A 22196-nucleotide genomic window follows, 5' to 3' on the forward strand; every position below is an offset into this window, starting at 1 on the left:
GCAGCGAGCTTACGGTCGCCGACTGGAAAAGTCAGTGCCCTGCGGCGGCGAAGGCGGCGGTGCCATCCTTCAGCAGCTTTTCGTAAAGCTCTGGATCGGTAGCGCCCTCGGTGCCGATCAGCAGCACCCGCGATTTTGCGTTCAACCCGAGCCTGTTGCGGATGGTAGGATCGGCCATCGCCACTTCGAGGCCAGCAAGGCCCGCAGCCCCGGACTCGCCGATCTTGAGCACCGGATCGCCTTCAAGCGGCTTAGCGAAACGCCTGAGCGCCTCGACCGCGGTGTCGTCGCTGACGTCGAGATAGAAATCCGCGCTCTTTTCCAGGATATCCCACGCGACCAGCGAAGGCTCATAGCATTCGAGCATCGCCATCACCGTGGCGTCGCCGGCCTCCATCGCCAGGCGGCGGTTCGCCTGCGCACTCAATTGCAGGCAATTTGCCCGCGACGGCTCGACCACGATGATGCGCGGCCGCTCCGTGCCGAACCTGTCGAGGAGGTGACCGGAAACGACCGCTGCGAGCCCGCCGACGCCGCCCTGCACGAAGACATGCGTGTAAGGCGCGGTCGACTGATGGACGATCTCGTCCAGCATGATCGCATAGCCCTGCATGACCGTGCCCGGAATTTCCGTATAGCCCTCGGAAGAGAAGTCGGAAACCACCGTCCAGCCCTCGGCCTTGCCGGTGGCGCTGGCTTCTGCGACCGACTGGTCGTAGTTGCCGTCGGTGCGCCGGATTTCCGCGCCGAAGGCGGCGATTGCAGCTTCTCGGCCTGCCGAGACGCCGCTGTGCAGAAAGATCACGCAGCGGCAGCCGAACATCTGGGCGCCGGCGGCAACGGAACGGCCATGATTGCCGTCGGTGGCACAGCACACCGTCATGCCACGCGCGACCGCCTGCACGTCGCCATCCAGCAATTGCGCCGGCGTCAGGCTACGGCAGAGCTGTTTTTGCGCATGTTCGAGCACCAACCGCGCCACAGCATAGGCGCCGCCCAGAGCCTTGAAGCTAAACAGGCCGTAGCGCTGGCCTTCGTCCTTGACGGCGATACCGGCAAGGCCGAGCGACCGCGCCAAGCCCGGCAGTTCGAGCAGCGGCGTCTTCTTGTAGATCGGGAATGCCGGCAGGTAACGCCGCACTTCGTCGGGCGCCGCCTTGCCGACGATCGCCGCCTCGCTGCGGCTGAGCGCCTGTCCGTGCTTGGCGGAATTGTTCTCGACCAGCATTTTCTACTCCCTTTCGTCTGGCGGGTGGCGCTGGCGCGCGCCCGCGAATTTTGCATCCAATCAGCCGCAGGTCGCCGATGCCGGAAACTCTTGCAAATGCGATGTCCAGCTACAGAAGTCCTGCGTCGGCAAATAACAGCGCTAAGCTTCGCCGTTTTGCGCCTGAAGCGCGAGCACCACGTCGGCCGCCGAGCCGGCGAGAAGATCCACATGCTCGCGCATCAGCCGATGGGCGCGTTCCTCGTCGCCGGCCTCGATCGCCGCGACGATGCCGGCGTGTTCCTCGACCGATTTATGCATCAGCCGCGGCCCGGTGATGTGCCTGCGGTAAACGTTGACGCGGTTGCGCAGCTTGCGGGCTTCCGCATGCAGGAACTCATTTTTCGAACCAAGGAAGATCGCCTCATGAAACAGGTTGTTGGCGGCGAAAAAGCCCTCATAGTCACGGCCCTCGGCGAGGGCAGTGCATTCCGTGTGGTGACGTCGCATTTCCTCGATTTCGGCAATCGACATGCGCCGCGCGCTTAGCCGCGCCGAGAGTCCCTCGTATTCCGCCATCACCTGAAACATCTCGATCAGTTCGGTGGTGGTCAGGCGCCGCACCGTCGCACCCTGGTTCTTGCGGATTTCGACAAGGCCGCTGGAGGCCAGATGCCGCAAGGCCTCACGCACCGGCGTACGCGATACCTCGAAACGCCGGGCTAGCGACTGCTCGTCGAGCCGATCACCAGGCTTCAGCTTGCTGTCGAGTATATCGCCTTCGAGAATCGGATCAGGCTGTCGGACGACAGCCGGGATTCTTTTTCCTCTGCAACGGCTTCAACCACACGTCACTCCGATTCTCAAGAGCAGGATCACGAAGACTTCAACCATACACGTGCGTGTCGCCGATATGGCTGTTCGCCTTCGCCCAACGCCCTTTCTATTGTTTGACCGTAATGACGAGGTAGGTGCTCTCTTCATCGGCCTCGTTGATCGTATAGTGCGGGTCACCCGGCTCGAAAAGCACTGCCTGTCCTGCCGACAGCTTAAATCGTTCCTTTCCTGTGTCGAAGGTCATCTCCCCGCTGATCATGTGGAAAACCTGGGACCAGTCGTCGTGATGGTGTAGTTCGCCGCCGCCGCCCTTCGGTGCCTTTGACACCTGCACCGAGAAGTTGCTGCCGGAAAACGGAACGACATCAAGCACGGTCAGGCCGCCGAAATGGTTGGGAGGGGTGATTCCGGTGGCGTTGCCATTCTTCCAGATTTTCATCGCGTCGTCCTCGTTGTCTGCATTTTCAAGAGATATAGGCCATGTAAGGACTGATGACGCTGCGCACCGGCACCTGCACGATGGCCGGCTTGCCGGCGGCGATGGCTGCCTTGACTGCCTCGCCGATCGATCGCGGGTCGCGGCACAGATAGCCCTTGCCGCCGAGCCCTTCGGCGACCTTGGTCCAGTCGCGCCGCGGCAGGTCCATCTGGTAGGTTTCGCCAAAACTCTGGTGCTGGGGCAGCGAGATCGCCCCCATTTCTGATCGTCAAGTACGACGATTATGAAGGCGCGGCCATAGCGTTCGGCGGTGTCGAGTTCCGAAACATGGAAACCCACTCCGCCGTCGCCGACGAAGACGATCACCGGCGCCTCGGGATCGGCAAAGCTTGCGCCCGCGCCATAGGGCACCTCGGCGCCCAGCGATCCGGATTGACCGGCGCGCAGATAACGGCCGGGCTCGGAGAATTTCAGGCGGGCGTCCGCCCAGAAATCGACATTGCCGTGCGACGACACGAAGATCGTATTGCCGGGCGCGGCGTCGGTGACGGCATCGACCGCGACGATGGGATGGACGCCGGTATTATCGTCCTCCCCGCGCTGGGACTTCCACTCCGTCGCCCAGTCGGTAAGGATGGAAGAAACCCATGCACTATCCGGCTGCATCGGCGGTGCGTCGGCCAGCACGTCGAAGAAGCTCGACGGCGAAGCGGCGATCGCGAGGTCGGCGCGGCGGTTTCGGTTCAGCAATTCCGTGTCGGACGCCACCTGGATCACCCTGGTACCAGGCCCGAGCGTATCGCCGAATTCGAGATCGAATTCGAAATGATGACCGACCAGCAGGATGCAGTCGGCTTCCGCCAGCGCGCGGCGCAGCGCTCCATTGCAGGCGGTGTAGCCGGGACCAGCGAAACGCTCCTGCGTTTCGTCGACGATGCCGCGTGCCAGGCGCAGCGTCGAGAAGGGCAGGCCATGCCTGTCCACAACTTCCTGGGTGCGGTCGGAGCGATCCCAGAATGTTTCGTCGCCGAGCAGCAGCAGGGGACGACGGGCGGCGCTGCACAGCGTGCGTAAAGCCTCGGCGTCCGCCGCGGTGACACCCGCTTTGCTTGGGGCCGGCGGCGCAGAAAGCGGTGTGGAGGCGGAAGCGGCGTCGACCGCGCTGGACAGGATGTCGGTCGGCACTTCAAGGAAGACCGGCCCCGGCCGTCCGGCCCACATCTTGCGCCAGGCGATGTCCAGATACTCGGTCAGCCGATTCCCATCGATGCAGCGCGCCGCCCATTTGGTCACGCCTTTCATGACGGGCAGCACATCGTAGGACATGCCCGCACCCCGTTCGAAGCTGCGCGTACCCGAATGCGCGCCGATGATGATCATCGGCGTTCCAGCCATCGTCGCCACCAGCGCCGGTGTGACCGCGTTGGTGACTCCAGGGCCAAGCGTGACCACCGCGCAGCCCGCCTTGCCGGTGACGCGCGATGCTGATTCGGCCATGAAACACGCCGCAGCCTCATGCCGTGCATGGATCAGCGGCAGGCCCTGTTTGGCGCAGGCGCGGTAGATCGAATTGATCGGCCCGCCGGAGACGGAAAACACGTTCTCCACTCCGGCCGCCTGGAGCCATCCGACGATCGAGGCGCCGCCATCCATCTGCACTGTCATATCGATCTCCGCTGGAATACTGGCACCCGTTGGGGCCTCAATAGGCTCGCGACTTGCCGCCATCGAGCGCGATGGCAGTGCCGGTGATGAAGCCGCCGCGCGACGAGGCAAGGGTCGCCACGATGGCCCCGAAATCGCCCGGATCGCCGAATTTGCGCGCCGGCACCTCGTCCAGCCACACCGCTTCGGCATCGGAGCGCGAAAGGCCGTCGCGCTCCATGCTGGCGACGATCAGGTCTTCCATGCGGTCTGTGGCGAACGGGCCGGGGCAAAGGCAGTTCACCATGATGTTTTCATGCGCGAACTCAATCGACAGCGATTTGGCGAGGCCGACGATTGCCAGCCGCAGCGAATCCGAAAGCACCATGTTGGGCTGCACCATCTTCACGCCGACGGTGGTCACGAACATGATGCGCCCGCCGCCCGCGGCCTGCATGTGCGGAAGCACAGCACGGGAAAGATCAACCAGAGGCAGCAGGATTTCGTTGATCGCCGTCTGCCACGCCTCGCGCGAAACGCTGAGAAATGGGCCCGAGGCAGGACCGCCGGTATTGCCGAGAAAAATATCCAGACCGCCGAACTTTTCTGCCACCGCGTCGACGGAAGGGCGCAGCGTCTCGTGCCGGGCGAGGTCCATACGGACGGCCATCGCATCCGACGCGCCCACGGCGCGCAGTTCCTGCACCAATTCGTCCAGCACCTTGGCATCCCGCCCGGCGACGGCCACCTTGGCGCCTTCAGCCGCCAGCGCAAGCGCCGAAGCGCGCCCCAGGCCACGTGAGGCGGCCGTTACCAGAGCGCACTTTCCCTTTAGTCCGAGGTCCATGGACTCCCCCAATTTGATGACCGTTTCGAAATCAGACGCCTAACATTCTGCGGACATGCTGTCAAATCATGTCGACAAATATAGAGTGATTGTATACACAATACCAGTGCATTGCGCAATCGTAACCGACGACCGCCGGTACGCATTGGCCAAGGGAGATCTCATGACCGCTCATTCTCACTTCATTCCGCTTGTCTACGGCAACAAGGTCCTCAACGAAGGATCGGACGGCGTCGGCCAGAGCATCGATCCGTCGACGGGCGCGGTCATTGCCGAATTCGCGCGCGCAGGTGCCGCCGAAGTCGACGCCGCCGTGGCCGCGGCACGCGAGGCTTTCGACAACGGTCCCTGGCACCGGATGCGCCCGTTCGAACGAGGCCGCGCCATGCAGCGGATCGCTGCCTTGCTGCTGGAACGGCGCGACGAAATCGCCCGGCTCGAAAGCACCGACAGCGGCAAGCCCTTGCGCGACGCCTATTGGGAGGTCGACTGCTCCGCCCGCTTCTTCGAATTCTACGGCGGCGCCGCAGACAAAATGCACGGCAACTCCATCCCGCTCGGACCGGACTGGTCGGACTGGACCGTTAAGGAACCGATCGGCGTCAGCTTGCACATCATTCCGTGGAACTATCCGCTCCAGCTCATCGCACGCGGCGTGGCGCCCGCGCTCGCCGCCGGCTGCTCGGTCATCATCAAGCCGTCGGCCGAAACGCCGGTGACGGCCTACGAGTTCATGAAAATCTGCCAGGAAGCGGGCCTGCCTGACGGCCTTGTCAACCTCGTCAACGGGCGCGGCTCTGTGGTTGGCGACATGCTGGCGCGCCACAAGGGCATCGACCAGGTCACCTTCACGGGGTCGGTGGAAACCGGCGAGCGCGTGCTCGTCGCCGCAGCCTCCCATGCCATCCCCTGCAACATGGAACTCGGCGGCAAGTCGGCGCAGATCCTGTTTGCCGATGCCGACATGGACAAGGCGCTGCCGATCGTGGCGGGCGGCTTCCTTACCCATTGCGGCCAGGTCTGCAATGCCGGAACCCGCCTTCTCGTCGAGCGCTCGGTGCATGACGAGGTCGTTTCCCGGCTACATGCGCGCATCAGCAGCATGACGCTCGGTGCTGGCGTCGATGATCCCGACATGGGCCCGCTGATCAGCACGAAGCACATGCAGGACGTCGAACGCTATTTCGACGTTGCGCGAAAGGACGGCGAACTGCTCATGGGCGCCGAGACGCCGAAAACCGCCGCCCTCGCCGGCGGCGCGTTCGTGCAGCCGGCGCTGGTGGTCGGCGCCGGCAACGATACCCGCATAGCCCGCGAGGAAATTTTCGGGCCGGTGCTGACTGTCATTCCGTTCGATACCGCGGAAGAAGCCGTGCGCTTGGCAAACGATTCGCCCTTCGGCCTCGTCGCCGGTATCCACACCAGCAACATCAGCGCCGCACTAAGCGTCGGAGAAAAGCTGCGCGTCGGCCAGGTTTGGGTCAATTCCTTCGGCGTCGGCCTCGACGTGGAATTCCCGTTCGGCGGCTACAAACTGTCCGGTTATGGCCGCGAAAAAGGGCTCGAGGCCGTGGCCGCCTATCAGCAGATCAAGAACTTCTGCATCCACCATCCCATGCCCGACTGACGACATCCGAGGCCGGTCTGGTTCGTCCGGCCTCCGATTGCGGCCCGAAAGCTATCGAGTGTTGGATACAATTTAATTGACTATTGTCGACATATAAAGAAACAATGGATGCAATTTGGCTAAGGGAGGAAAAGCCGTGTTCAAGAATCTTGCCCGAAAATTAGCAGCATCCCTATTATCCGTCGGCCTCGTGGCCATGGCCGGCATGGCCGAAGCCGCCGATGGGCGGCTCAAGGTGGCATTTGTCTATATCGGCCCCATCGGAGACGCCGGCTGGACCTATTCCCATGACCTCGGCCGAAAGGCGATGGAAAAGGCGCTCGGCGCCGATGTGGAGACCGTCTTCGTGGAAAACGTGCCGGAGGGACCGGAAAGCCAGCGCACGTTCGAGGATCTGGCGCGGCGTGGCAACCAGCTGATCTTCGGCACAAGCTTCGGCTATATGGACCAGATGGTTGCCGCCGCCGAACGCTATCCTGACGTCAAGTTCATGAATGCCACCGGCTTCAAGACCGCCCCGAACCTCGGCACCTACATGATCATGGCCGATCAGGCGCGCTACCTCGAAGGTATGGTCGCCGCTTCGGCCAGCAAGAAAGGCGAGATCGGTTTCGTCGCGGCCTTCCCGATCCCGGAAGTCTTGCGCCACATCAACAGCTTTACGCTCGGCGCCCGCTCGATGAACCCGAATGCGACCGTCCGGGTTGTCTGGACCTCGACCTGGTATGACCCCAACATCGAGCGTCAGGCGGCCGAAAGCCTCGTTGCCGCCGGCGTCGACGTGCTCGCCCAGTACCAGGATACGCCAGCGACCGGACAGGTCGCGCAGGAAGCGGGCATAAAATGGACCGGCTTCAACGCCGACATGTCCTCCTTCGCGCCCAAGGCGTGGCTCACCGGCACCGTCTGGAACTGGGGCCATATCTATATCGACGTGGCCAAGGCGGTTCGCGACGGCACCTGGAAGCCTGACCCGATCTACGGCTACGTGAAGGACGATACCACCGGCCTCGCACCCTATGGCGATTCCGTGCCGCAGGACGTGCGCGACCGCGTCGAGGCCAAACGCAAGGAGATCGTAAGCGGCGCTTTCGCGCCCTTCACCGGGCCGATCAAGGATCAGGACGGCAAGGAAATCCTCGCGGCGGGACACGTGGCCTCGCTCAAGCAACTGCTTGAGATGAACTACTTCGTGGAAGGCGTGCTTGGCGCCGCCAATGGAAAATAAAGCGCACGCCAAAGCCGGAACGAGCGCAGTGGGTGCCGGCACCGTGCTCATCGAAGCCAGGAACGTTTCCAAGGCCTTCGCCGGGGTGGTTGCCAACGACCGGGTGGATTTCCAGCTTCGCGCCGGCGAAATCCATGCGCTGCTTGGCGAGAACGGAGCCGGCAAGAGCACGCTGGCCTCCATTCTCACCGGGCTTTACAGCGCCGACAGCGGCGAACTCGAAGTTGCCGGAAAGCGCGTGACGTTCCGGAGCCCGCGCGACGCGCTGGCCCAGCGGATCGGCATCATCCACCAGCATTTTCATCTGGTGGAGCGTTTTACCGTGGCGGAAAACATCGTGCTCGGCGATCCGCGCCAGCGCTTCTTCATGGATGCCCGCACGATCCGCGCGACGGTAGCCGACCTCGGCTCGCGCTACGGGCTGGAAATCGATCCCGACGCCACCATCGACAGGCTTTCGCTCGGCGAGCGGCAGCGGGTGGAAATCGTTAAGATGCTGTTTCGCGACGTTGACGTGCTTTTCCTCGACGAGCCGACGGCAGTGCTGGCGCCCGGCGAGGTAAAATCCCTGTTCACGACGCTGCGGGCCATGGCCGATGACGGCAAGGCCATCGTGCTCGTCACGCATAAACTGGGCGAAGTGTTTTCCATTGCCGACCGCACCACCATCATGCGCGCCGGCAAGGTCGTGGCCAGCGCCGCAACCGGAACCTATGAGCCCGCCGAACTGGCTCGTCTGATGGTAGGGCGCGATGTCGACCTGAAACCTCGCCCGGCAATCCGCGCGCCCGGCAGCATCGTTCTGTCGGCGCAAGGCCTGTCCTTGCCGGCGCACCACCATTGCGGCCTTTACGATATCGACCTGCACGTTAGGGCCGGCGAAATCCTCGGCGTGGCAGGGGTCGCCGGCAATGGGCAGTTGCAGCTTGCCGAGACGCTTGCGGGCCTGCGTACGCCGGTTTCCGGAACCGTGAGCGTTGATGGCAACGACGTGACCGGGCAAGGCCCACGCTCCGCCCGCCGCGCCGGCCTCGCCTATGTCCCGGAGGATCGCCTCGGCACAGGCCTGGCGTCCGGCCTTTCCATCGCCGACAACCTACAACTGACGGCGCAGATGAATTTCCTGATCGACAGGGGCGAGGCGAAGCGGCGCGCGCTTGAAGCCATCGGGCAATTCGAGATCAAGGCGCGCGAGCCCGGCGAGATCGTGCGCCGCCTGTCGGGCGGCAATGTCCAGAAAGTCCTTCTGGCGCGCGAGCTCGGCAATTCGGCCAAAGCCTTCGTCATTGCTTCGCCGGCGCGTGGGCTCGATGTCGCCGGCATCGAATTCGTGCGCACCATGCTTCAGGACTACCGCAATCGCGGCGCCGCCATCCTGTTGATATCGGAAGATCTCGACGAGGTGCGCGATCTCGCTGATCGCATCGTCGTCATGTATGCGGGCCGCATCGCCCATGAAAGCGCGGTCGGTGATTTCGACGAAGTCGAGATCGGCCTGGCCATGGCCGGATCGAAAAAGGGAAAGCGCTTTGCTGAAGTTTGACCGACGCGCGCAGGCCGGGCCGCTTCTTCACATCGGTGTCCCGCTTTGCTCCATCGCGCTCGCTTTGTCCGTCGGGGCGACCTTTCTGTTCGCCAACGGTTTCGATCCCATCCTCATCTACGGCGAGATGGTCTCCGCCTCGTTCGCCACGCGTTACGGCATCGAAGATTCGCTGGTTTCGGCCACCCCGCTCATTTTCACCGGACTGGCGGCGGCGGTCACCTTCAAGTTCCAGCTCTACAATATCGGCGCCGAGGGACAACTTGTGGCCGGCGGCATGAGCGCGGCAGCGGCAGCACTTTTCCTTGGCGATGCCTTTGCCGGCCCGATCGCCGCCGCTATCGTGCTGGCTGCCGGCATGGCCGGCGGCGCAGCCTGGATGCTCGTTCCGGCACTGGCCCGCGTCCGGCTCGGCACCAGCGAAATCATCACCACGCTGCTTCTTAACTATGTCGCGATATTACTGGCCCGCTTCCTGATCTTCGGCTCGAACGGCCCGCTACGCGATCCGACCTCGACCAACTTTCCCCAAGGAACACGCATCCCCCTCGGCAGCATGCTGATGGAGTTCGGCAATACGCGCATTCATGCCGGCTTCCTGATCGGCTGCGCCATGGCGGTACTGGTCTTCGCCATGATGCGCTGGACAAGGGTCGGTTTCCGAGCGCGGGTGGTGGGCGATTCTCCCGGTGCAGCCCGCTATGCAGGCATCAACGTGGCCGCCACCGCACTGGTTCTCCTGCTGATATCCGGCGCCCTGGCCGGCCTTGCCGGGGCCTCGGAAGTCGCCGGGCGGGCGCATCGACTCGATCCGACGGGGCTGGCCGTCGGCTTCGGCTATACCGGCATCATCGTCGCCGCCCTGGCGCTGTACAATCCGCTCGCCGTCGTGCCCGTGGCGATATTGCTGGGCGGTCTCGCCAATGCCGGAGCGACGCTCCAGTCGCTTCCGGGCATCGCCGTGCCCAGTTCCATTTCCGTGGTGCTGCAGGGCGCCATCCTCATCTTCCTGCTCGCCGGCGAAATCTTCCTCCTGTACCGCGTCAGGATTGTCGGCCCTGCACCGGGTGCCCGGACGGGAGAATAGACATGAACGAAGCCATCCTCATTCTGGCCGCTGCGGCCGCGGTCGCATCGGGCACCCCCCTGATGCTGGCCGCGCTCGGCGGCCTGTTGTCCGAGCGGGCTGGCGTCATCAACATTAGCATCGAAGGCATGATGCTGATGGGCGCGGTATCGGCATTTCTGGCCGCGCAAGGCACATCGAGCATCGCCGTGGCGCTGGTCGCGGGCATGCTGGCCGGAGCTGCCCTGGCGGCAGTCCACGCATTCCTGTGCGTGACCATGAAAGCCAACCAGATCGTCGCCGGCCTGGCCATGGTCATCTTCGGCAGCGGCGTCGCCACGTTCCTGGGCAAGTCCGTCGAGGGCCAGGCCATCGCCGTGCGCATCACGCCTTGTGATTTGCCCTTCCTTTCCGACATTCCCGTGCTTGGCCGGATCTTGTTCCAGCATGACCCGATGGTCTATGCGAGTTGGGTGCTGGTCGTGTTGGTTGCGGTCTATTTCCGCTATACTAAGCCGGGTCTGACGACGCGCTCGGTTGGCGAAAGCCCGGCGACTGCCGACGTCATGGGCGTACGGGTGGCGGCAATCCAATATTGCCACACCATTGCGAGCGGCGTACTGGCGGGGCTCGCCGGCGCCTACCTGGTCCTGGCGCGCGTTCCCAACTGGTCGCAGGCCGCCACCACCAGCGGCCTCGGCTGGATCGCGGTCGCCCTCATCGTCTTCTCTTCGTGGCGCCCTCTCAGGCTGCTGGCCGGAGCCTATCTTTTCGGTCTGGCGCTACGCGCCAACTTCACCCTCCAGGCAGCCGGCTTCGGCTCGATCCCGGCCGAGGTGTTGTCCATGCTGCCCTACGTGCTGACGATCGCCGTGCTGATCCTGCTTTCGGCCTTCGACAAGAGCAGCCGGCTGGGTGCGCCGGCAGCGCTCGGCAAACCTTATTTCCGGAACGAACGCTAGAGGGGGCGGCACATGGCCCGGGTCGAGATGAAAATCCATCCCAGCAATCCGCTCGGCCAGGACACGGCCGAAGGCCACAACCGCTGGCACCCGGATATCGGGCCGATAGCCCGCTGCCGGCACGGCGACACCCTCGTCATCGAAACCCGCGATGCGCTGGACGGGCAGGTGACGCCGGAAACGACACTCGCCGACCTCGAAACCATCGATTCGAACCTCGTCCATCCGATGACCGGCCCGGTCCATATCGAAGGCGCGGAACCCGGCGACATACTGGAAGTCGAGATTGTCGACATCGCGCCGGCGACGTTCGGCTATACGGTGCAATCGACGGGGTTCGGCTTCCTGCGCGACGTGTTCCCGGATCGCTATCTTGTCAAGTGGCGGCTGGAAGGCGGCTTCGCCACCAGCGAGCAATTGCCCGGCATCCGTATACCGGCGGACCCGTTCATGGGTACCATCGGCGTCGCTCCGGACAGGGCGCTGCTTGAGCGCGCCAATGCGCGCGAAGCCGCCTCGCTGGCACGCGGTGAGTTCGGCTTCCCGCCGACCGAGCCTCAGGGCGCGGTGCCGGCCCGGCTCGGCGCGGAAGCGCTGCGCACCGGGCCGCCGCGTGAGAACGGCGGCAACATTGATATTCGCCAGACGGGCATCGGCGCGCGGCTGTTCTTTCCGGTCTTCGTCGAGGGCGCCCTGTTCTCCACCGGCGATGCGCATTTCGCGCAGGGTGACGGCGAAGTCTGCGGGCAAGGCATCGAGATGCGCGCCACGCTGACCGCGCGCCTTACCCTGCACAAGCAGCAGGCGGCGCGCGACAGGCTCACCCAATTGCGTTTCATCCACACCGAAACAGCCCGCGCAACCTCCCGCCAGTATATGGCGACAACCGGCCTGTCGCTCGACGACAACGGCACCAACGTCTCGGAAAGCATCAATCTTGCGGCGCGGCGCGCTTTGCTCGGGATGATCGACTATCTGGGAACCAGGGGTTACCATAGCCAGCAGGCCTATGCCATTTGCAGTGCGACCGTGGATTTGCGCATCAGCGAATTGGTCGATGTTCCCAATGCCATCGTGTCCGCATTCCTACCGCTCGACATATTTACGTGAACAAGCCTTGCGGCCTCCGGCGTTCGGCCGGGGTGGCAAGATTGAAAACGCAAGAATGATGAAAACACTCGTTTCCTTAGGCATGGCACGCCCTTGTGCCGAGACGCGATCCGGACTCCCTCCCGGTCTATCTTTCCGGTTGAGGCGTCACGTGTCGCGCGTAAACACCAGCCCTGCGGGAGCGCCGCGGGGCTGCGCTGACGTCGACGTTGCCCAAAGAGACCGAGCATGGCAACTCCAAGGCTAGATCAGCTTGGTCCCGGATCGGGATGGGGTGCTGGCGCTTCCACCAGCGCCGACGCGAAGCTCATCAGGCGGTATCCTGGCTTTCAAGCCCTCATGAAGCGTGCGAAACGGCGGATTCCGAGATTTGCCTTCGACTATCTCGAAGGCGGTGTGGGTAGTGAAATCTGCATCGAACGCAACCGCCGGGCGCTGGATGCCATCGAAATCATTCCCCGCTATGGTCTAGATACAAGCGTGCCGCGCCTGACCACGACGCTATTCGGCCGGGACTATGCGATGCCGCTTGGAATCTCTCCCATGGGATTGTCGGGTCTGGTGTGGCCGAATGCCGACGACGCCCTGGCCGCAGCGGCGGAGAAGACACGGATTCCGTTCCTGCTGTCGATGGTATCCAACTCCGACATCGAGACGATCGCCCGCATCGCCCCCAGCGTGGTCTGGTTGCAACTCTACGCGGTGCCCGAGGACGACTACCGCGTAACGTTGGACATGGTCGACCGAGCCGTCAGAGCTGGCGTTCATGCCCTCGTGCTCACCCTGGATACGCCGATGCGCCAGAAACGCCTGCGCGACCTCGGCAACGGGTTGACGGTGCCCTTCCGGCCGACCTGGAGAACGGTCTACGATGTGGCGCGGGCGCCGGCCTGGTTGATTTCCACGCTTCGTCACCGGCAGCCGCGCTTTGCCAACTTCGTCCCTTATCTGAAGGGACGCCGCCGCCCTGCCGACGTTGCCGGTTATGTCGACCGGCATATGGCGGGAGCGGTCACCTGGGAGTTGGTCGAGCGCATTCGCCAGAAGTGGCAAGGGCCGCTGGTGCTCAAGGGCATCCAGCACCCGGACGATGCCGAACACGCGGTAAAACTGTGCATCGACGGAATTATCATATCGAACCACGGCGGGCGGCAATTCGATGCGGCACCGGCCGCGATCGATCTGGTGCAGGCATTGAAGCGCCGCGTGGCGGGGCGCGCCGCGATCATGCTGGACGGCTCAGTCCATTCGGGGCTGGACGTCCTGAAAGCACTCGTATGCGGTGCCGATTTCACATTTGCAGGGAGGCCGTTCCTCGCCGCCACCGCCGCGCTGGGGACGAAAGGGCCGGCTCATCTGGCCAAGATGTTCGAAGCGGAACTCAGGGGCGTGATGGCCCAGGCGGGGGTGACTGACATTGCCGATTGTCCTTCCCTGAGTTGCCGCATGAACCGAACCGAGGACTTTTCCCGCCTCAAACCGAGCCGATCACCGGCAAACACGGGAGTTTAGTGCGCCGGGTTGCGCGAACGGCGATCCCTAATCGCCAGAAAAGGTAACGAAAATGCCAGTCGAAAAAGTGGACACGCTCGTTGTCGGCGCCGGTCAGGCGGGGGTGGCCATGAGCGAGCACCTGACCATAAACGGCGTGCCTCATCTTGTCCTCGAGCGGGGCCGTATCGCCGAACGCTGGCGTTCCGAACGCTGGGACTCGCTGGTCGCCAACGGCCCCGCCTGGCACGATCGCTTTCCGGGTATGGAATTCTCCGACACCGGCCCCGACGGATTTCCCCCGAAAGAGGAGGTCGCGGATTATTTCGTCGCATATGCCGAGAAAATCGCTGCCCCCATCCGCTGCGGCGTGGCGGTGGAAAAGGCAGAAAGGCATGTCGGCCGACCCGGCTTCCGGGTCGACACGTCGGAAGGCGTGATCGAAGCCGATAGCGTAGTTGCCGCGACCGGGCCTTTCCAGCGTCCGATCATTCCTTCCGTCGTGCCTGAGAGTGCCAGATTGGTGCAGATGCATTCCAATGCCTACCGCAATCCGGCGCAATTGCCGCAAGGCGCGGTGCTGGTGGTTGGGGCAGGATCTTCAGGCGTGCAGATTGCGGATGAACTCCAGCGTTCGGGCAAGCGCGTATATCTTTCGGTAGGCCCGCACGACCGCCCTCCCCGCGCCTATCGTGGCCGTGATTTCTGCTGGTGGCTGGGGGTTTTGGGCAAATGGGACACCGAAACGCCGGGACCTGGCACCGAGCATGTCACCATTGCGGTGAGCGGCGTGCGCGAAGGCGAGACGATCGACTTCCGGCGCTTGGCGATGCAGGGAATGACGCTTGTCGGCCGCACGGAATCGTTCCGGAACGGCCTGCTGACCTTCGCGCCCGATCTTGGCGACAATATCCGGCGCGGCGACGCCAATCTGACAGCGCTGCTGGACGAAGCCGATGCCTATATCGCCCGCAACGGCCTCGATCTCCCCGAAGAGCCTGGTGCCCGCAGGATCGATGCGGACCCGCGATGCATGACCCATCCCGTTCTCGAACTGGACCTGGATGAGGTCGGGATTGCCTCGATCATCTGGGCAACGGGCTATGGCGTCGACTATAGCTGGCTAAAGGTCGACACCTTTGACGAGAAGGGCAGGCCAAGGCATCAGCGCGGCGTATCGGTCGAGCCAGGCATCTATTTCCTGGGCTTGCCATGGCAGGCTCGCAGGGGCTCCAGCTTCATCTGGGGCGTCTGGCACGACGCCATGCACGTGGCGGACCGCATTTCGACGCGGCGCAAATATATGGCCTATCATGCTTCCATGAGGCATCGGGCCGAGGAGCAATAGTCAACTTTTCGGACCGACAGGTTTCGATCCAAGGGAGGCCACAATGGCGCATACGAGAATTCGCCCGTTTAACACCAAAGACACCTATCCCGAGCAGAAGCTCGATAACGACCTGTGTCAGGCTGTTGTCACACGGGGCGGCAGGACCGTCTACCTGCGCGGCCAGTGCCCGCAGGACCTCGATACGGCCAAGAACATCGACAGCCACGATCCGGTCGAGCAGACCCACAAAGTCATGCAGAACATCAGGCAGCTCATCGAAGAATGCGGCGGCACCATGGAGCATCTGGTGAAGGTGGTCGTTTACGTCACCGACGTCCGCCACCGCGAGGCGGTCTACCGGACCATGGGCGAGTACATCAAAGGCGTGCATCCGGTTTCCACCGGGCTGGTCGTCTCAGCCCTGGCCCGGCCGGACTGGCTGGTCGAGATCGACGGCACCGCCGTCATTCCGGACTGAGCGCCATGACCTTCTCCATCGTCGCGCGCTGCGCGAAAACGGGCATGTTTGGGGTCGCGGTGTCGTCTTCTTCGCCCGCCGTTGCGGCGCGTTGCGCCTATGCGCAGGCCGGTGTCGGCGCTATCGCCAGCCAGAACGTCACCGACCCGACGCTCGGCACGCGCGGGCTCAAGCTGATGGCGCGCGGCGCTTCTGCAGCAGAGGCCGTCGCCATCTTGAAGCGCACCGGCACCCATATCGACTACCGGCAGGTTCTGGCCGTCGATGCTAAAGGCATCACCGCCATTCATTCCGGCCCCAAGGCGCTTGGCACCTGGTCCGAAGCGCTGGCCGAAAATGTTGCCTGCGGCGGCAACCTTCTCGCCAATGACGGCGTGCCGCACGCCATGGTCGACGCCTTCCTCGCTTCCAAAGGCCATCTCGGCGACCGCATCATCGCTACCATGCGGGCAGCGCTGAAGGCTGGTGGCGAGGCTGGGCCGGTTCGTTCGGCCGGCATGAAACTGGTGCGCGACGTCGCCTGGCCGGTAGCCGATCTGCGCTGCGACTGGACGGAAGCCTGTCCGATTGAGGAACTGGCCGCGTTGTGGGAACTCTACAAGCCCCAACTCGACGCCTATGTGACGCGCGCCATCAACCCCTCGGACGCGCCGAGCTATGGCGTTCCAGGCGACGAATAACGGACGAGAGGACCTATCCCGGCCTCACATCGTCAGCGGCGACGCCTCGGTCAACCGATGCAGCAGCTTGTCCAGCATGGCGTCGCACCGGTCCAATTGCTCGATGCTGACGAATTCGTCCGGCTTATGCCCCTGCGCCATGGAGCCGGGGCCGCAAACCACGGTCGGCGTGCCGACGTCGCGGCTGAAAAGTCCGCCCTCCGTGCCGAACGCCACCTTGATCGTGCCATTAGCGCCGGTCAGGGATTTGACGAAGGCAACTGCCTGCGAGACGGCGGGCGTATCGAGACCCGGATAGGTGGTGAAGACTTCGATGTCGATCGCGGCTTCGGGAGCGATGGAGGCAGCTTCGTCCGCGATGCGCCCCGCCTCGCCTCGCAGCCTGTCGAGGATCTCGTCCGCATTGTCGGCGGCGATATTGCGGATCTCGAAATCGATCGTGCAAAGATTCGGTACGATGTTCAGCGCCACACCGGCATTCATCTTGCCGGCGTGGACGGTGGTATAGGGGATATCGTAGTCTCCATCATGGGCGCCTTCGCTGGCCAGCCTGACCTGTTCCCGGCGAAGCGCCGCGACGAAATCGCATCCGAGATGGATGGCATTGAGCGCCAGAGGCGCCAGCGCCGAGTGACCTTCGCGCCCCCTGCACAGGGCCCGCGCGCCGATCTTGCCCTTGTGGCCGGTCGCCACCTGCATGCCGGTCGGTTCGCCGACAATGCACAGAAGCGGCTTTTGCGGCGCTCCCTGCAACATCTCGATAAGACTTCGCACGCCGATACAGCCGATTTCCTCGTCGTAGGAAAGCGCCAGATGGAGGGGGGTCTTCAACTTTAACGTCGAAGCCTTGACGCATGCCTGGAGAGCCGAAGCGACAAAGCCCTTCATGTCGGCAGCACCGCGCCCGTAGAGTTTTCCATCGCGCGAGGTCAACTCAAAGGGGGACAGCGTCCAGTCCTGCCCATCGATCGGCACGACATCGGTATGGCCCGAAAGCATGACGCCCGGCGTGCCGGAGGGGCCGATTGTGGCAAAAAGGTTCCCCTTGTGACCGTCCTGGCTGGGAATGATCTGGCTGGCTATGCCATGTTGACCCAGCACTCCGGCGACATAGTGGATGAGTTCGAGATTGGAATCCCGGCTCACGGTCGGGAATGCAATCAGCCTCTCAAGGATGGAAATGCGGTCCATATGCGGCCTGCCTCTTTGCTTTGACGGACTGTCTAGCATCGTGGGATCGGGACAACGAAGTCATATTTTGTTCGGTGTTGGACTGGTGATTGCCATGAGCGCCTTCACGGTCTCAAGAGGGCTTTCGTAGCGGGCGATGAGCTTCTCTGCTTTGGAGTGGAGCTCGGCTTTGGCTTCAGCGTCTAGGTACATCGTGGCCATTGCGGATCCGCCCTAGGGTGTCGCGCGGCGTGGTGCCGAGAGCGCGTCAAGGCGATCCTTAAGGCGACCATTGAGGACGATCATTTCCTTGAGGGCCTTCATCACATCCCTTTGTGGATGGCAACGAACTTGTCGGCGACGGCTTGAAGGGCAGCCTCTTGCCGGCCGTCGAGTGACACAACGCGATCCATCTGAACGCCCCCTAATTTCCTGTACGGAAAGTGAACAAAAAAAGAACAAAACTGTCAAGTGCGAATTGATTGGAGGAGGAATGTCTTCCTATTCTGAGCTATGCCTGACGCTGAATGGAAGGGGTTGCGACCTTCGGCCCCATTGGCGACTCCGCGCCCGACAGCTGGGACGACGTCTCATGCAGCGGTCCGAACGGCATCTCGCGCATCGTGAGAAACGTGCTGTTCGCACCCTTGCCGAGCCATTACCTTCTCGGCGTCGCCGACCAGACAAGGCTTGGCGCGCTACGTTTCCGGCTGGTCGGCACAAAGGTTTACCAGGCGCCGACGTCTGACGGCGTTCCTACCCTCATCGAACTCGGCCGGCTATTGCTTGGCATCTAAATTGCTCTGACAGGTATGGGGTGGGCGAGAGCCCGTCGCTTCGCAAATGGAGCGGCGGGTCTACTCTACCAGTGCCTGTCGAATGGCCACAGCCCGGCGGGGCTTGTCACCTCCTGGAGGAAGAAGACCGACGCGTCGACCTTGTCACGCCGTGCACGCAAGTCAGCGAAGTCGCCTGGCCTGGCGTGTGGCCGTCCGGGAAGACAGTGTGGATATCTCAGGCATAAGCGCGGGTAGCCACCCTTATAGACACCATTGCGTTTTGCCCGGCCGAGGCCGCTTCGGAACGAAACCATCTTTCCCTCGTTCGCTTTGGCAACGCACGGGCAGACCATTTGCAGGATCCATTCTTTCAAGAGCCGGTGATCATCGAGACGAAAAAGACCAGGCGCTTATCGCACTTTGATCAGCGTCTCCGAGGCCGCAATTTTTATGATGGACAGCTGGCCTGAGGAACATGGCGAGCGCTACAAGGCGGCACTTCAAGCATGTACCGGCCGCCTCCCTATGCCGCAGCAGGTCGAAATCGCACGCCAAGCTTTTCTCGCTGCGGCGAAAGAGGCCGGTTTGGTCGTTCTGGATGCCGCAACCTGCGGTGAAGGCGATACCCCGCCCAGCAGATGCAAGGCGCAAGAACCGGGCGCGGATTGAGGAAGAGGAAGAGTTTTTGGTTCGGTTCCTGGCTCGCGAAACGGGCATCACCGAGAAGCAGGCCCGCAACTTGATCAATATGATGGGAACTGACCGGTCGTCCTTGCTGGGTGAGGCCAGGATCCTAAAAGCGCACCAATAGCCGCGATCTTTGCCCGCCGGCTTAAACGCACACGATGAGGTGGCCGGCTATCTACAGCTTCTCCTTTTTTGCTTTCGCGAAGCCTCGGTCGGTCGCGATGAACCGCGCAACCATCGGCGCGATGAGGCGCGCCGGATCGACAGATGACTGCCCTATTTCCCTGCCAAGGATCTCCGCGTACCTGATCAGGTCGCTATGTAGCGGCGCTGGCAGCTCCACCGTAATCTTGACCGGTTTGTCGTCGGCGATCGTGGCGAGCTTCAACTTGGCCATGTCAACCTCCGTATGGCTCGAGCGCAAGATCGTGGGTAACGAGCACGCGGACGGGAAACCCCGGTCGGATCGTAAGCGTCGGCGCGATACCGAGTTGCCGCTGAACCACCTGCTGGCCTACCTGGCTGACACTATCGGAAGCGCCGCTACGCAGGGCACGCACGATGTCGCTGTCTTGATCTGACGAACCGGCCTGCGCGCCGACGCTCAGAACCGTCGACAATACCGCAGCCTTGAACAAGTCGCCCCAGTGATAGTCGACTTCGTCCTCGAGGCCGGCAAAACCCTGAGCATCCGCGCCTGGCTGACGCTCCAAAACGATGGAACGTCCGTCGGGAAAGATCAGCCTGTTCCAGACAAGCAGCACGCGACTCTGACCCGAACCAATGCCATTGTCGTACTGCCCGATTATACGAGTGCCTTGTTCGCGCGCACGGCAACCGCGGCACGCAATATCGCGGCCTGGCCGGCCGACATTGTGCCCGCCGCGACATAGTCATCGAGCGTGAACACGGCAACGGCGGGCTTGCGGATTGCGAAGGCCGGCGCGGCCACCAAGGGTTGCGCCTTTCAAGCGAGCCTTCGGGATCGACCAGGATGTCGGCGATGTTTTGTACGTCGCGGACCTCCCATTCCCCACGCCGACCTCGAGAAAGTAACTCGAGGCGTAGCCGCTCGGGCAGACGCTCGTGTCGCTTAAGAATCTTGATCCTCGCCGAGGGGCAATGAATCGCGAGTGAGCAAGGAATACACGGTTTTCAGGACGCGTCTCGTCGTAGCGGTCCGGCATCTGAAGTTCCGTATCCCAAGTGTAGATGCCAGTTTGGTTGATGTGTTCCCAACTGAGCGGCGAAATGTGCTTCACAAAGCATCAAGAATGTCTCGTCTCGTTTCAGCTGGGGCCAAGACCGCCGCTGCCAGCTGACCGACATCATACGTGATCGCGTATATCTTCCTTATATACCTGATCGCGTATATCACCGATTTATACGCAACCTCGTATATTGACGGCTAATACGCGATCGCGTATATTACGGGCGTGGAGACCCATCATGACAGACCAGATCGCTCGCAACGAAAAACAACTAGGAGCCATCCTGCGCCGCGCCCGCAAGAACGCCGGGCTCACGCAAGGCAGGCTCGGCAACCAGATCCACCTGCGCCAGGGTACGGTCTCCCGCCTCGAGGCCGGCGAGCCTGCGATGCAACTCCGCACCTTGATGGCCGCCCTCTCCGCTCTCGACCTTGAACTCGTCGTGCGCGCGCGCAGCAAAGGCAGCTCTGCTGATATTGAGGACCTGTTCTAATGGCACGGCGACGGGCTCACATCCCCTTGAATGTCTTCCTGAACGGGCGCCTAGTGGGCGTACTGCGCAGGGAATCGACGGGCGCCATCGACTTCCAATACGCCCGCCAATGGCTGGACTGGCGCGGCACCTTCCCGATCTCACTCTCGCTTCCTTTGCGGGAAGACCGCTATATCGGCACGCCGGTGACCAACGTCTTCGACAACCTGCTTCCGGACAATGACGCCATACGCAGGCGTGTTGCCGAACGCGTCGGCGCCGACGGCACGGATGCCTACAGCATGCTGGCTGCGCTCGGCCATGACTGCGTCGGCGCGTTGCAATTCCTGCCTGATGGCATGGATCCAGGCCCTCCCGGCAGTGTCGAAGGCAAGCCGGTCAGCAACCAGGACGTCGCCGGAATCCTTGAGAACCTTGCTGCCGCTCCGCTCGGCCTCGGCGAGGATGAGGACTTTCGCATCTCGATTGCCGGCGCGCAGGAAAAGACCGCACTGCTGCGCAAGGACGGAGGCTGGTTCAAACCGATCGGCACGGCAGCGACCACCCATATCCTGAAGCCGCAGATCGGCCGGCTGCCGAACGGCATCGATCTCTCCAACAGCGTCGAGAACGAGTATCTGTGCCTTAAGCTGCTGCAAGCGTTTGGCGTTCCCGCCGCCCAGGCCCAGATGGCTGACTTCGGCAAGCGCCGCACGCTGATCGTAGAACGCTTTGACCGGCTGTGGGCCCGCGACGGCCGCCTCCTGCGCCTGCCGCAGGAGGATATCTGTCAAGCACTGTCAGTGCCGCCGACGCGCAAGTACCAGTCGGATGGCGGTCCCGGCATGCGCGAGATTGTCGAGCTCTTGAAGGGTAGCGATACGCCAGATGAAGACATCGCCACCTTCTTGCGCACCTGCATCTTGTTTTGGCTGATTGGCGCGACCGACGGCCACGCCAAGAATTTCAGTATTTTCCTCAGCCCTGGCGGACGATTCCGCATGACGCCGCTTTACGACGTGCTGACCGCGCAGCCCAGCCTTGATACCGGACAGATTCCGCGCAAAAAATTCAAACTGGCCATGTCGGTCGGCAAGAACAGGCACTATTCGATACCTGACATCATGCCACGCCACTTCCTGCAGACCGCTGACATTGCCGGTGTGGGTAGCCCTGTCATGCACAGGATTTTCGACGACATTGCTGAAAACGTGGAGAAGCAGGCCGACGAGGTGTTCATCTTGCTGCCCCGTGGCTTTCCTGAACAGCTGGTCGACTCGGTCAAGTCGGCTATCGGCAAGCGGGCGGCTCTCCTCGCCGACAACAAGGCTGACGCCATCGATTGATCGAGGTGCGACGGACCGGCTGCCGGGACTTGCTCGCCCATC

The 22196-nt window shown here is 62.8% G+C and carries 21 protein-coding genes and 4 pseudogenes; 14 read left to right on the plus strand and 11 right to left on the minus strand.

Features of this window, described 5'->3' with window-relative positions; translation table 11 throughout:
• Positions 1–31 precede the first annotated feature (31 nt).
• From ACIU1A_RS18730 to ACIU1A_RS18755, 6 genes and pseudogenes are all read right to left on the minus strand, one after another.
• Complete coding sequence (locus tag ACIU1A_RS18730) at positions 32–1228, minus strand: diaminopropionate ammonia-lyase (RefSeq protein WP_404924945.1); 1197 nt, start codon at positions 1226–1228, stop codon at positions 32–34.
• Positions 1229–1369: 141 nt separating this feature from the next.
• The gene (locus ACIU1A_RS18735) at positions 1370–2026 is read right to left on the minus strand and encodes a GntR family transcriptional regulator (protein WP_404927960.1); all 657 of its coding nucleotides are present in this window, start codon (positions 2024–2026) and stop codon (positions 1370–1372) included.
• Between the two features lie 124 nt (positions 2027–2150).
• Positions 2151–2483 carry a cupin domain-containing protein gene (locus ACIU1A_RS18740; RefSeq protein ID WP_404927961.1) on the minus strand — a complete coding sequence of 111 codons (333 nt, stop codon included), beginning with the start codon at positions 2481–2483 and terminating at the stop codon, positions 2151–2153.
• Between the two features lie 25 nt (positions 2484–2508).
• Positions 2509–2742, minus strand: coding sequence for a thiamine pyrophosphate-dependent enzyme (locus tag ACIU1A_RS18745; protein WP_404927962.1), 234 nt, complete (start codon positions 2740–2742; stop codon positions 2509–2511).
• A 2-nt stretch (positions 2743–2744) separates the two neighbouring features.
• A pseudogene (locus ACIU1A_RS18750) lies at positions 2745–4211 on the minus strand (thiamine pyrophosphate-binding protein); the annotation flags it as partial.
• Positions 4186–4974, minus strand: coding sequence for an SDR family oxidoreductase (locus ACIU1A_RS18755; RefSeq protein ID WP_404924946.1), 789 nt, complete (start codon positions 4972–4974; stop codon positions 4186–4188). The gene ACIU1A_RS18755 and the pseudogene ACIU1A_RS18750, both read right to left, overlap by 26 nt.
• Before the next feature lie 163 nt (positions 4975–5137).
• Between ACIU1A_RS18755 and ACIU1A_RS18760 the strand changes: the two genes are divergently transcribed.
• The 10 genes from ACIU1A_RS18760 (at position 5138) to ACIU1A_RS18805 (ending at position 16489) form a co-directional block, all read left to right on the plus strand.
• Positions 5138–6601, plus strand: coding sequence for an aldehyde dehydrogenase family protein (locus tag ACIU1A_RS18760; protein ID WP_404924947.1), 1464 nt, complete (start codon positions 5138–5140; stop codon positions 6599–6601).
• Between the two features lie 136 nt (positions 6602–6737).
• Positions 6738–7829: a BMP family ABC transporter substrate-binding protein gene (locus tag ACIU1A_RS18765; RefSeq protein WP_404924948.1), complete on the plus strand. Its 1092-nt coding sequence runs from the start codon at positions 6738–6740 to the stop codon at positions 7827–7829.
• Positions 7819–9372, plus strand: a complete 1554-nt coding sequence (locus tag ACIU1A_RS18770) for an ABC transporter ATP-binding protein (protein ID WP_404924949.1) — start codon at positions 7819–7821, stop codon at positions 9370–9372. The genes ACIU1A_RS18765 and ACIU1A_RS18770 overlap by 11 nt, the downstream gene beginning before the upstream one ends.
• Complete coding sequence (locus ACIU1A_RS18775; protein WP_404924950.1) at positions 9359–10459, plus strand: ABC transporter permease; 1101 nt, start codon at positions 9359–9361, stop codon at positions 10457–10459. The genes ACIU1A_RS18770 and ACIU1A_RS18775 overlap by 14 nt, the downstream gene beginning before the upstream one ends.
• 2 nt (positions 10460–10461) lie before the next feature.
• Positions 10462–11400 carry an ABC transporter permease gene (locus ACIU1A_RS18780; RefSeq protein ID WP_404924951.1) on the plus strand — a complete coding sequence of 313 codons (939 nt, stop codon included), beginning with the start codon at positions 10462–10464 and terminating at the stop codon, positions 11398–11400.
• A 12-nt stretch (positions 11401–11412) separates the two neighbouring features.
• Positions 11413–12510 carry an acetamidase/formamidase family protein gene (locus tag ACIU1A_RS18785; protein ID WP_404924952.1) on the plus strand — a complete coding sequence of 366 codons (1098 nt, stop codon included), beginning with the start codon at positions 11413–11415 and terminating at the stop codon, positions 12508–12510.
• A 339-nt stretch (positions 12511–12849) separates the two neighbouring features.
• On the plus strand, positions 12850–14022 hold the full coding sequence (locus ACIU1A_RS18790; RefSeq protein ID WP_404924953.1) for an alpha-hydroxy acid oxidase: 1173 nt from the start codon (positions 12850–12852) through the stop codon (positions 14020–14022).
• A 52-nt stretch (positions 14023–14074) separates the two neighbouring features.
• Entirely contained in the window at positions 14075–15349 is a 1275-nt protein-coding gene (locus ACIU1A_RS18795) for a flavin-containing monooxygenase (protein ID WP_404924954.1), read from the plus strand.
• A gap of 43 nt (positions 15350–15392) precedes the next feature.
• Entirely contained in the window at positions 15393–15809 is a 417-nt protein-coding gene (locus ACIU1A_RS18800; protein WP_404924955.1) for a RidA family protein, read from the plus strand.
• A gap of 5 nt (positions 15810–15814) precedes the next feature.
• Complete coding sequence (locus ACIU1A_RS18805; protein ID WP_404924956.1) at positions 15815–16489, plus strand: DUF1028 domain-containing protein; 675 nt, start codon at positions 15815–15817, stop codon at positions 16487–16489.
• A gap of 24 nt (positions 16490–16513) precedes the next feature.
• Here the strand turns inward: ACIU1A_RS18805 and argE are convergent, their stop codons facing one another.
• Both argE and ACIU1A_RS18815 read right to left on the minus strand, forming a co-directional pair.
• A complete protein-coding gene (gene argE, locus ACIU1A_RS18810) occupies positions 16514–17680 on the minus strand; it encodes an acetylornithine deacetylase (RefSeq protein WP_404924957.1) in 1167 nt (388 codons plus the stop codon).
• A 60-nt stretch (positions 17681–17740) separates the two neighbouring features.
• Positions 17741–17881 carry a hypothetical protein gene (locus tag ACIU1A_RS18815; protein ID WP_404924958.1) on the minus strand — a complete coding sequence of 47 codons (141 nt, stop codon included), beginning with the start codon at positions 17879–17881 and terminating at the stop codon, positions 17741–17743.
• A gap of 311 nt (positions 17882–18192) precedes the next feature.
• On the opposite strand from ACIU1A_RS18815, the pseudogene ACIU1A_RS18820 reads away from it, so the two are divergent.
• Positions 18193–18444 (plus strand): annotated as a pseudogene (locus ACIU1A_RS18820) (type II toxin-antitoxin system HipA family toxin); the annotation flags it as partial.
• 414 nt (positions 18445–18858) lie between these two features.
• Positions 18859–19107 (plus strand): DUF982 domain-containing protein, encoded by a 249-nt coding sequence (locus tag ACIU1A_RS18825; RefSeq protein ID WP_404924959.1) that lies wholly within the window; start codon positions 18859–18861, stop codon positions 19105–19107.
• 193 nt (positions 19108–19300) lie between these two features.
• Here ACIU1A_RS18825 and ACIU1A_RS18830 read toward each other — a convergent pair whose 3' ends face one another.
• The 3 genes and pseudogenes from ACIU1A_RS18830 to ACIU1A_RS18840 all read right to left on the minus strand — a co-directional run.
• Entirely contained in the window at positions 19301–19522 is a 222-nt protein-coding gene (locus ACIU1A_RS18830) for a DUF2274 domain-containing protein (RefSeq protein WP_140671343.1), read from the minus strand.
• A 1-nt stretch (position 19523) separates the two neighbouring features.
• Positions 19524–19946 (minus strand): annotated as a pseudogene (locus ACIU1A_RS18835) (TrbI/VirB10 family protein); the annotation flags it as partial.
• A pseudogene (locus ACIU1A_RS18840) lies at positions 19946–20083 on the minus strand (P-type conjugative transfer ATPase TrbB); the annotation flags it as partial. The pseudogenes ACIU1A_RS18840 and ACIU1A_RS18835, both read right to left, overlap by 1 nt.
• A 491-nt stretch (positions 20084–20574) precedes the next feature.
• Between ACIU1A_RS18840 and ACIU1A_RS18845 the strand changes: the two are divergent.
• On the plus strand, positions 20575–20829 hold the full coding sequence (locus tag ACIU1A_RS18845) for a helix-turn-helix domain-containing protein (protein WP_140671306.1): 255 nt from the start codon (positions 20575–20577) through the stop codon (positions 20827–20829).
• Positions 20829–22154, plus strand: a complete 1326-nt coding sequence (locus tag ACIU1A_RS18850) for a type II toxin-antitoxin system HipA family toxin (RefSeq protein WP_224681987.1) — start codon at positions 20829–20831, stop codon at positions 22152–22154. Before ACIU1A_RS18845 ends, ACIU1A_RS18850 begins: the two co-directional genes overlap by 1 nt.
• Positions 22155–22196 lie beyond the last annotated feature (42 nt).

This window comes from Mesorhizobium maamorense, from assembly GCF_044998965.1.
In the GTDB taxonomy this organism is placed as follows: Bacteria; Pseudomonadota; Alphaproteobacteria; order Rhizobiales; family Rhizobiaceae; genus Mesorhizobium.

Bases quoted from the DNA above. Each gene is read 5' to 3' on its own strand.
- ACIU1A_RS18780 (WP_404924951.1), top strand. From the start codon at position 10,462: ATGAACGAAGCCATCCTCATTCTGGCCGCTGCGGCCGCGGTCGCATCG.
- ACIU1A_RS18830 (WP_140671343.1), bottom strand. From the start codon at position 19,522: ATGGCCAAGTTGAAGCTCGCCACGATCGCCGACGACAAACCGGTCAAG.
- ACIU1A_RS18850 (WP_224681987.1), top strand. From the start codon at position 20,829: ATGGCACGGCGACGGGCTCACATCCCCTTGAATGTCTTCCTGAACGGG.
- argE (WP_404924957.1), bottom strand. From the start codon at position 17,680: ATGGACCGCATTTCCATCCTTGAGAGGCTGATTGCATTCCCGACCGTG.
- ACIU1A_RS18770 (WP_404924949.1), top strand. From the start codon at position 7,819: ATGGAAAATAAAGCGCACGCCAAAGCCGGAACGAGCGCAGTGGGTGCC.
- ACIU1A_RS18815 (WP_404924958.1), bottom strand. From the start codon at position 17,881: ATGGCCACGATGTACCTAGACGCTGAAGCCAAAGCCGAGCTCCACTCC.
- ACIU1A_RS18760 (WP_404924947.1), top strand. From the start codon at position 5,138: ATGACCGCTCATTCTCACTTCATTCCGCTTGTCTACGGCAACAAGGTC.
- ACIU1A_RS18800 (WP_404924955.1), top strand. From the start codon at position 15,393: ATGGCGCATACGAGAATTCGCCCGTTTAACACCAAAGACACCTATCCC.
- ACIU1A_RS18795 (WP_404924954.1), top strand. From the start codon at position 14,075: ATGCCAGTCGAAAAAGTGGACACGCTCGTTGTCGGCGCCGGTCAGGCG.
- ACIU1A_RS18740 (WP_404927961.1), bottom strand. From the start codon at position 2,483: ATGAAAATCTGGAAGAATGGCAACGCCACCGGAATCACCCCTCCCAAC.
- ACIU1A_RS18790 (WP_404924953.1), top strand. From the start codon at position 12,850: ATGAAGCGTGCGAAACGGCGGATTCCGAGATTTGCCTTCGACTATCTC.
- ACIU1A_RS18755 (WP_404924946.1), bottom strand. From the start codon at position 4,974: ATGGACCTCGGACTAAAGGGAAAGTGCGCTCTGGTAACGGCCGCCTCA.
- ACIU1A_RS18745 (WP_404927962.1), bottom strand. From the start codon at position 2,742: ATGGGGGCGATCTCGCTGCCCCAGCACCAGAGTTTTGGCGAAACCTAC.
- ACIU1A_RS18785 (WP_404924952.1), top strand. From the start codon at position 11,413: ATGGCCCGGGTCGAGATGAAAATCCATCCCAGCAATCCGCTCGGCCAG.
- ACIU1A_RS18730 (WP_404924945.1), bottom strand. From the start codon at position 1,228: ATGCTGGTCGAGAACAATTCCGCCAAGCACGGACAGGCGCTCAGCCGC.
- ACIU1A_RS18845 (WP_140671306.1), top strand. From the start codon at position 20,575: ATGACAGACCAGATCGCTCGCAACGAAAAACAACTAGGAGCCATCCTG.
- ACIU1A_RS18805 (WP_404924956.1), top strand. From the start codon at position 15,815: ATGACCTTCTCCATCGTCGCGCGCTGCGCGAAAACGGGCATGTTTGGG.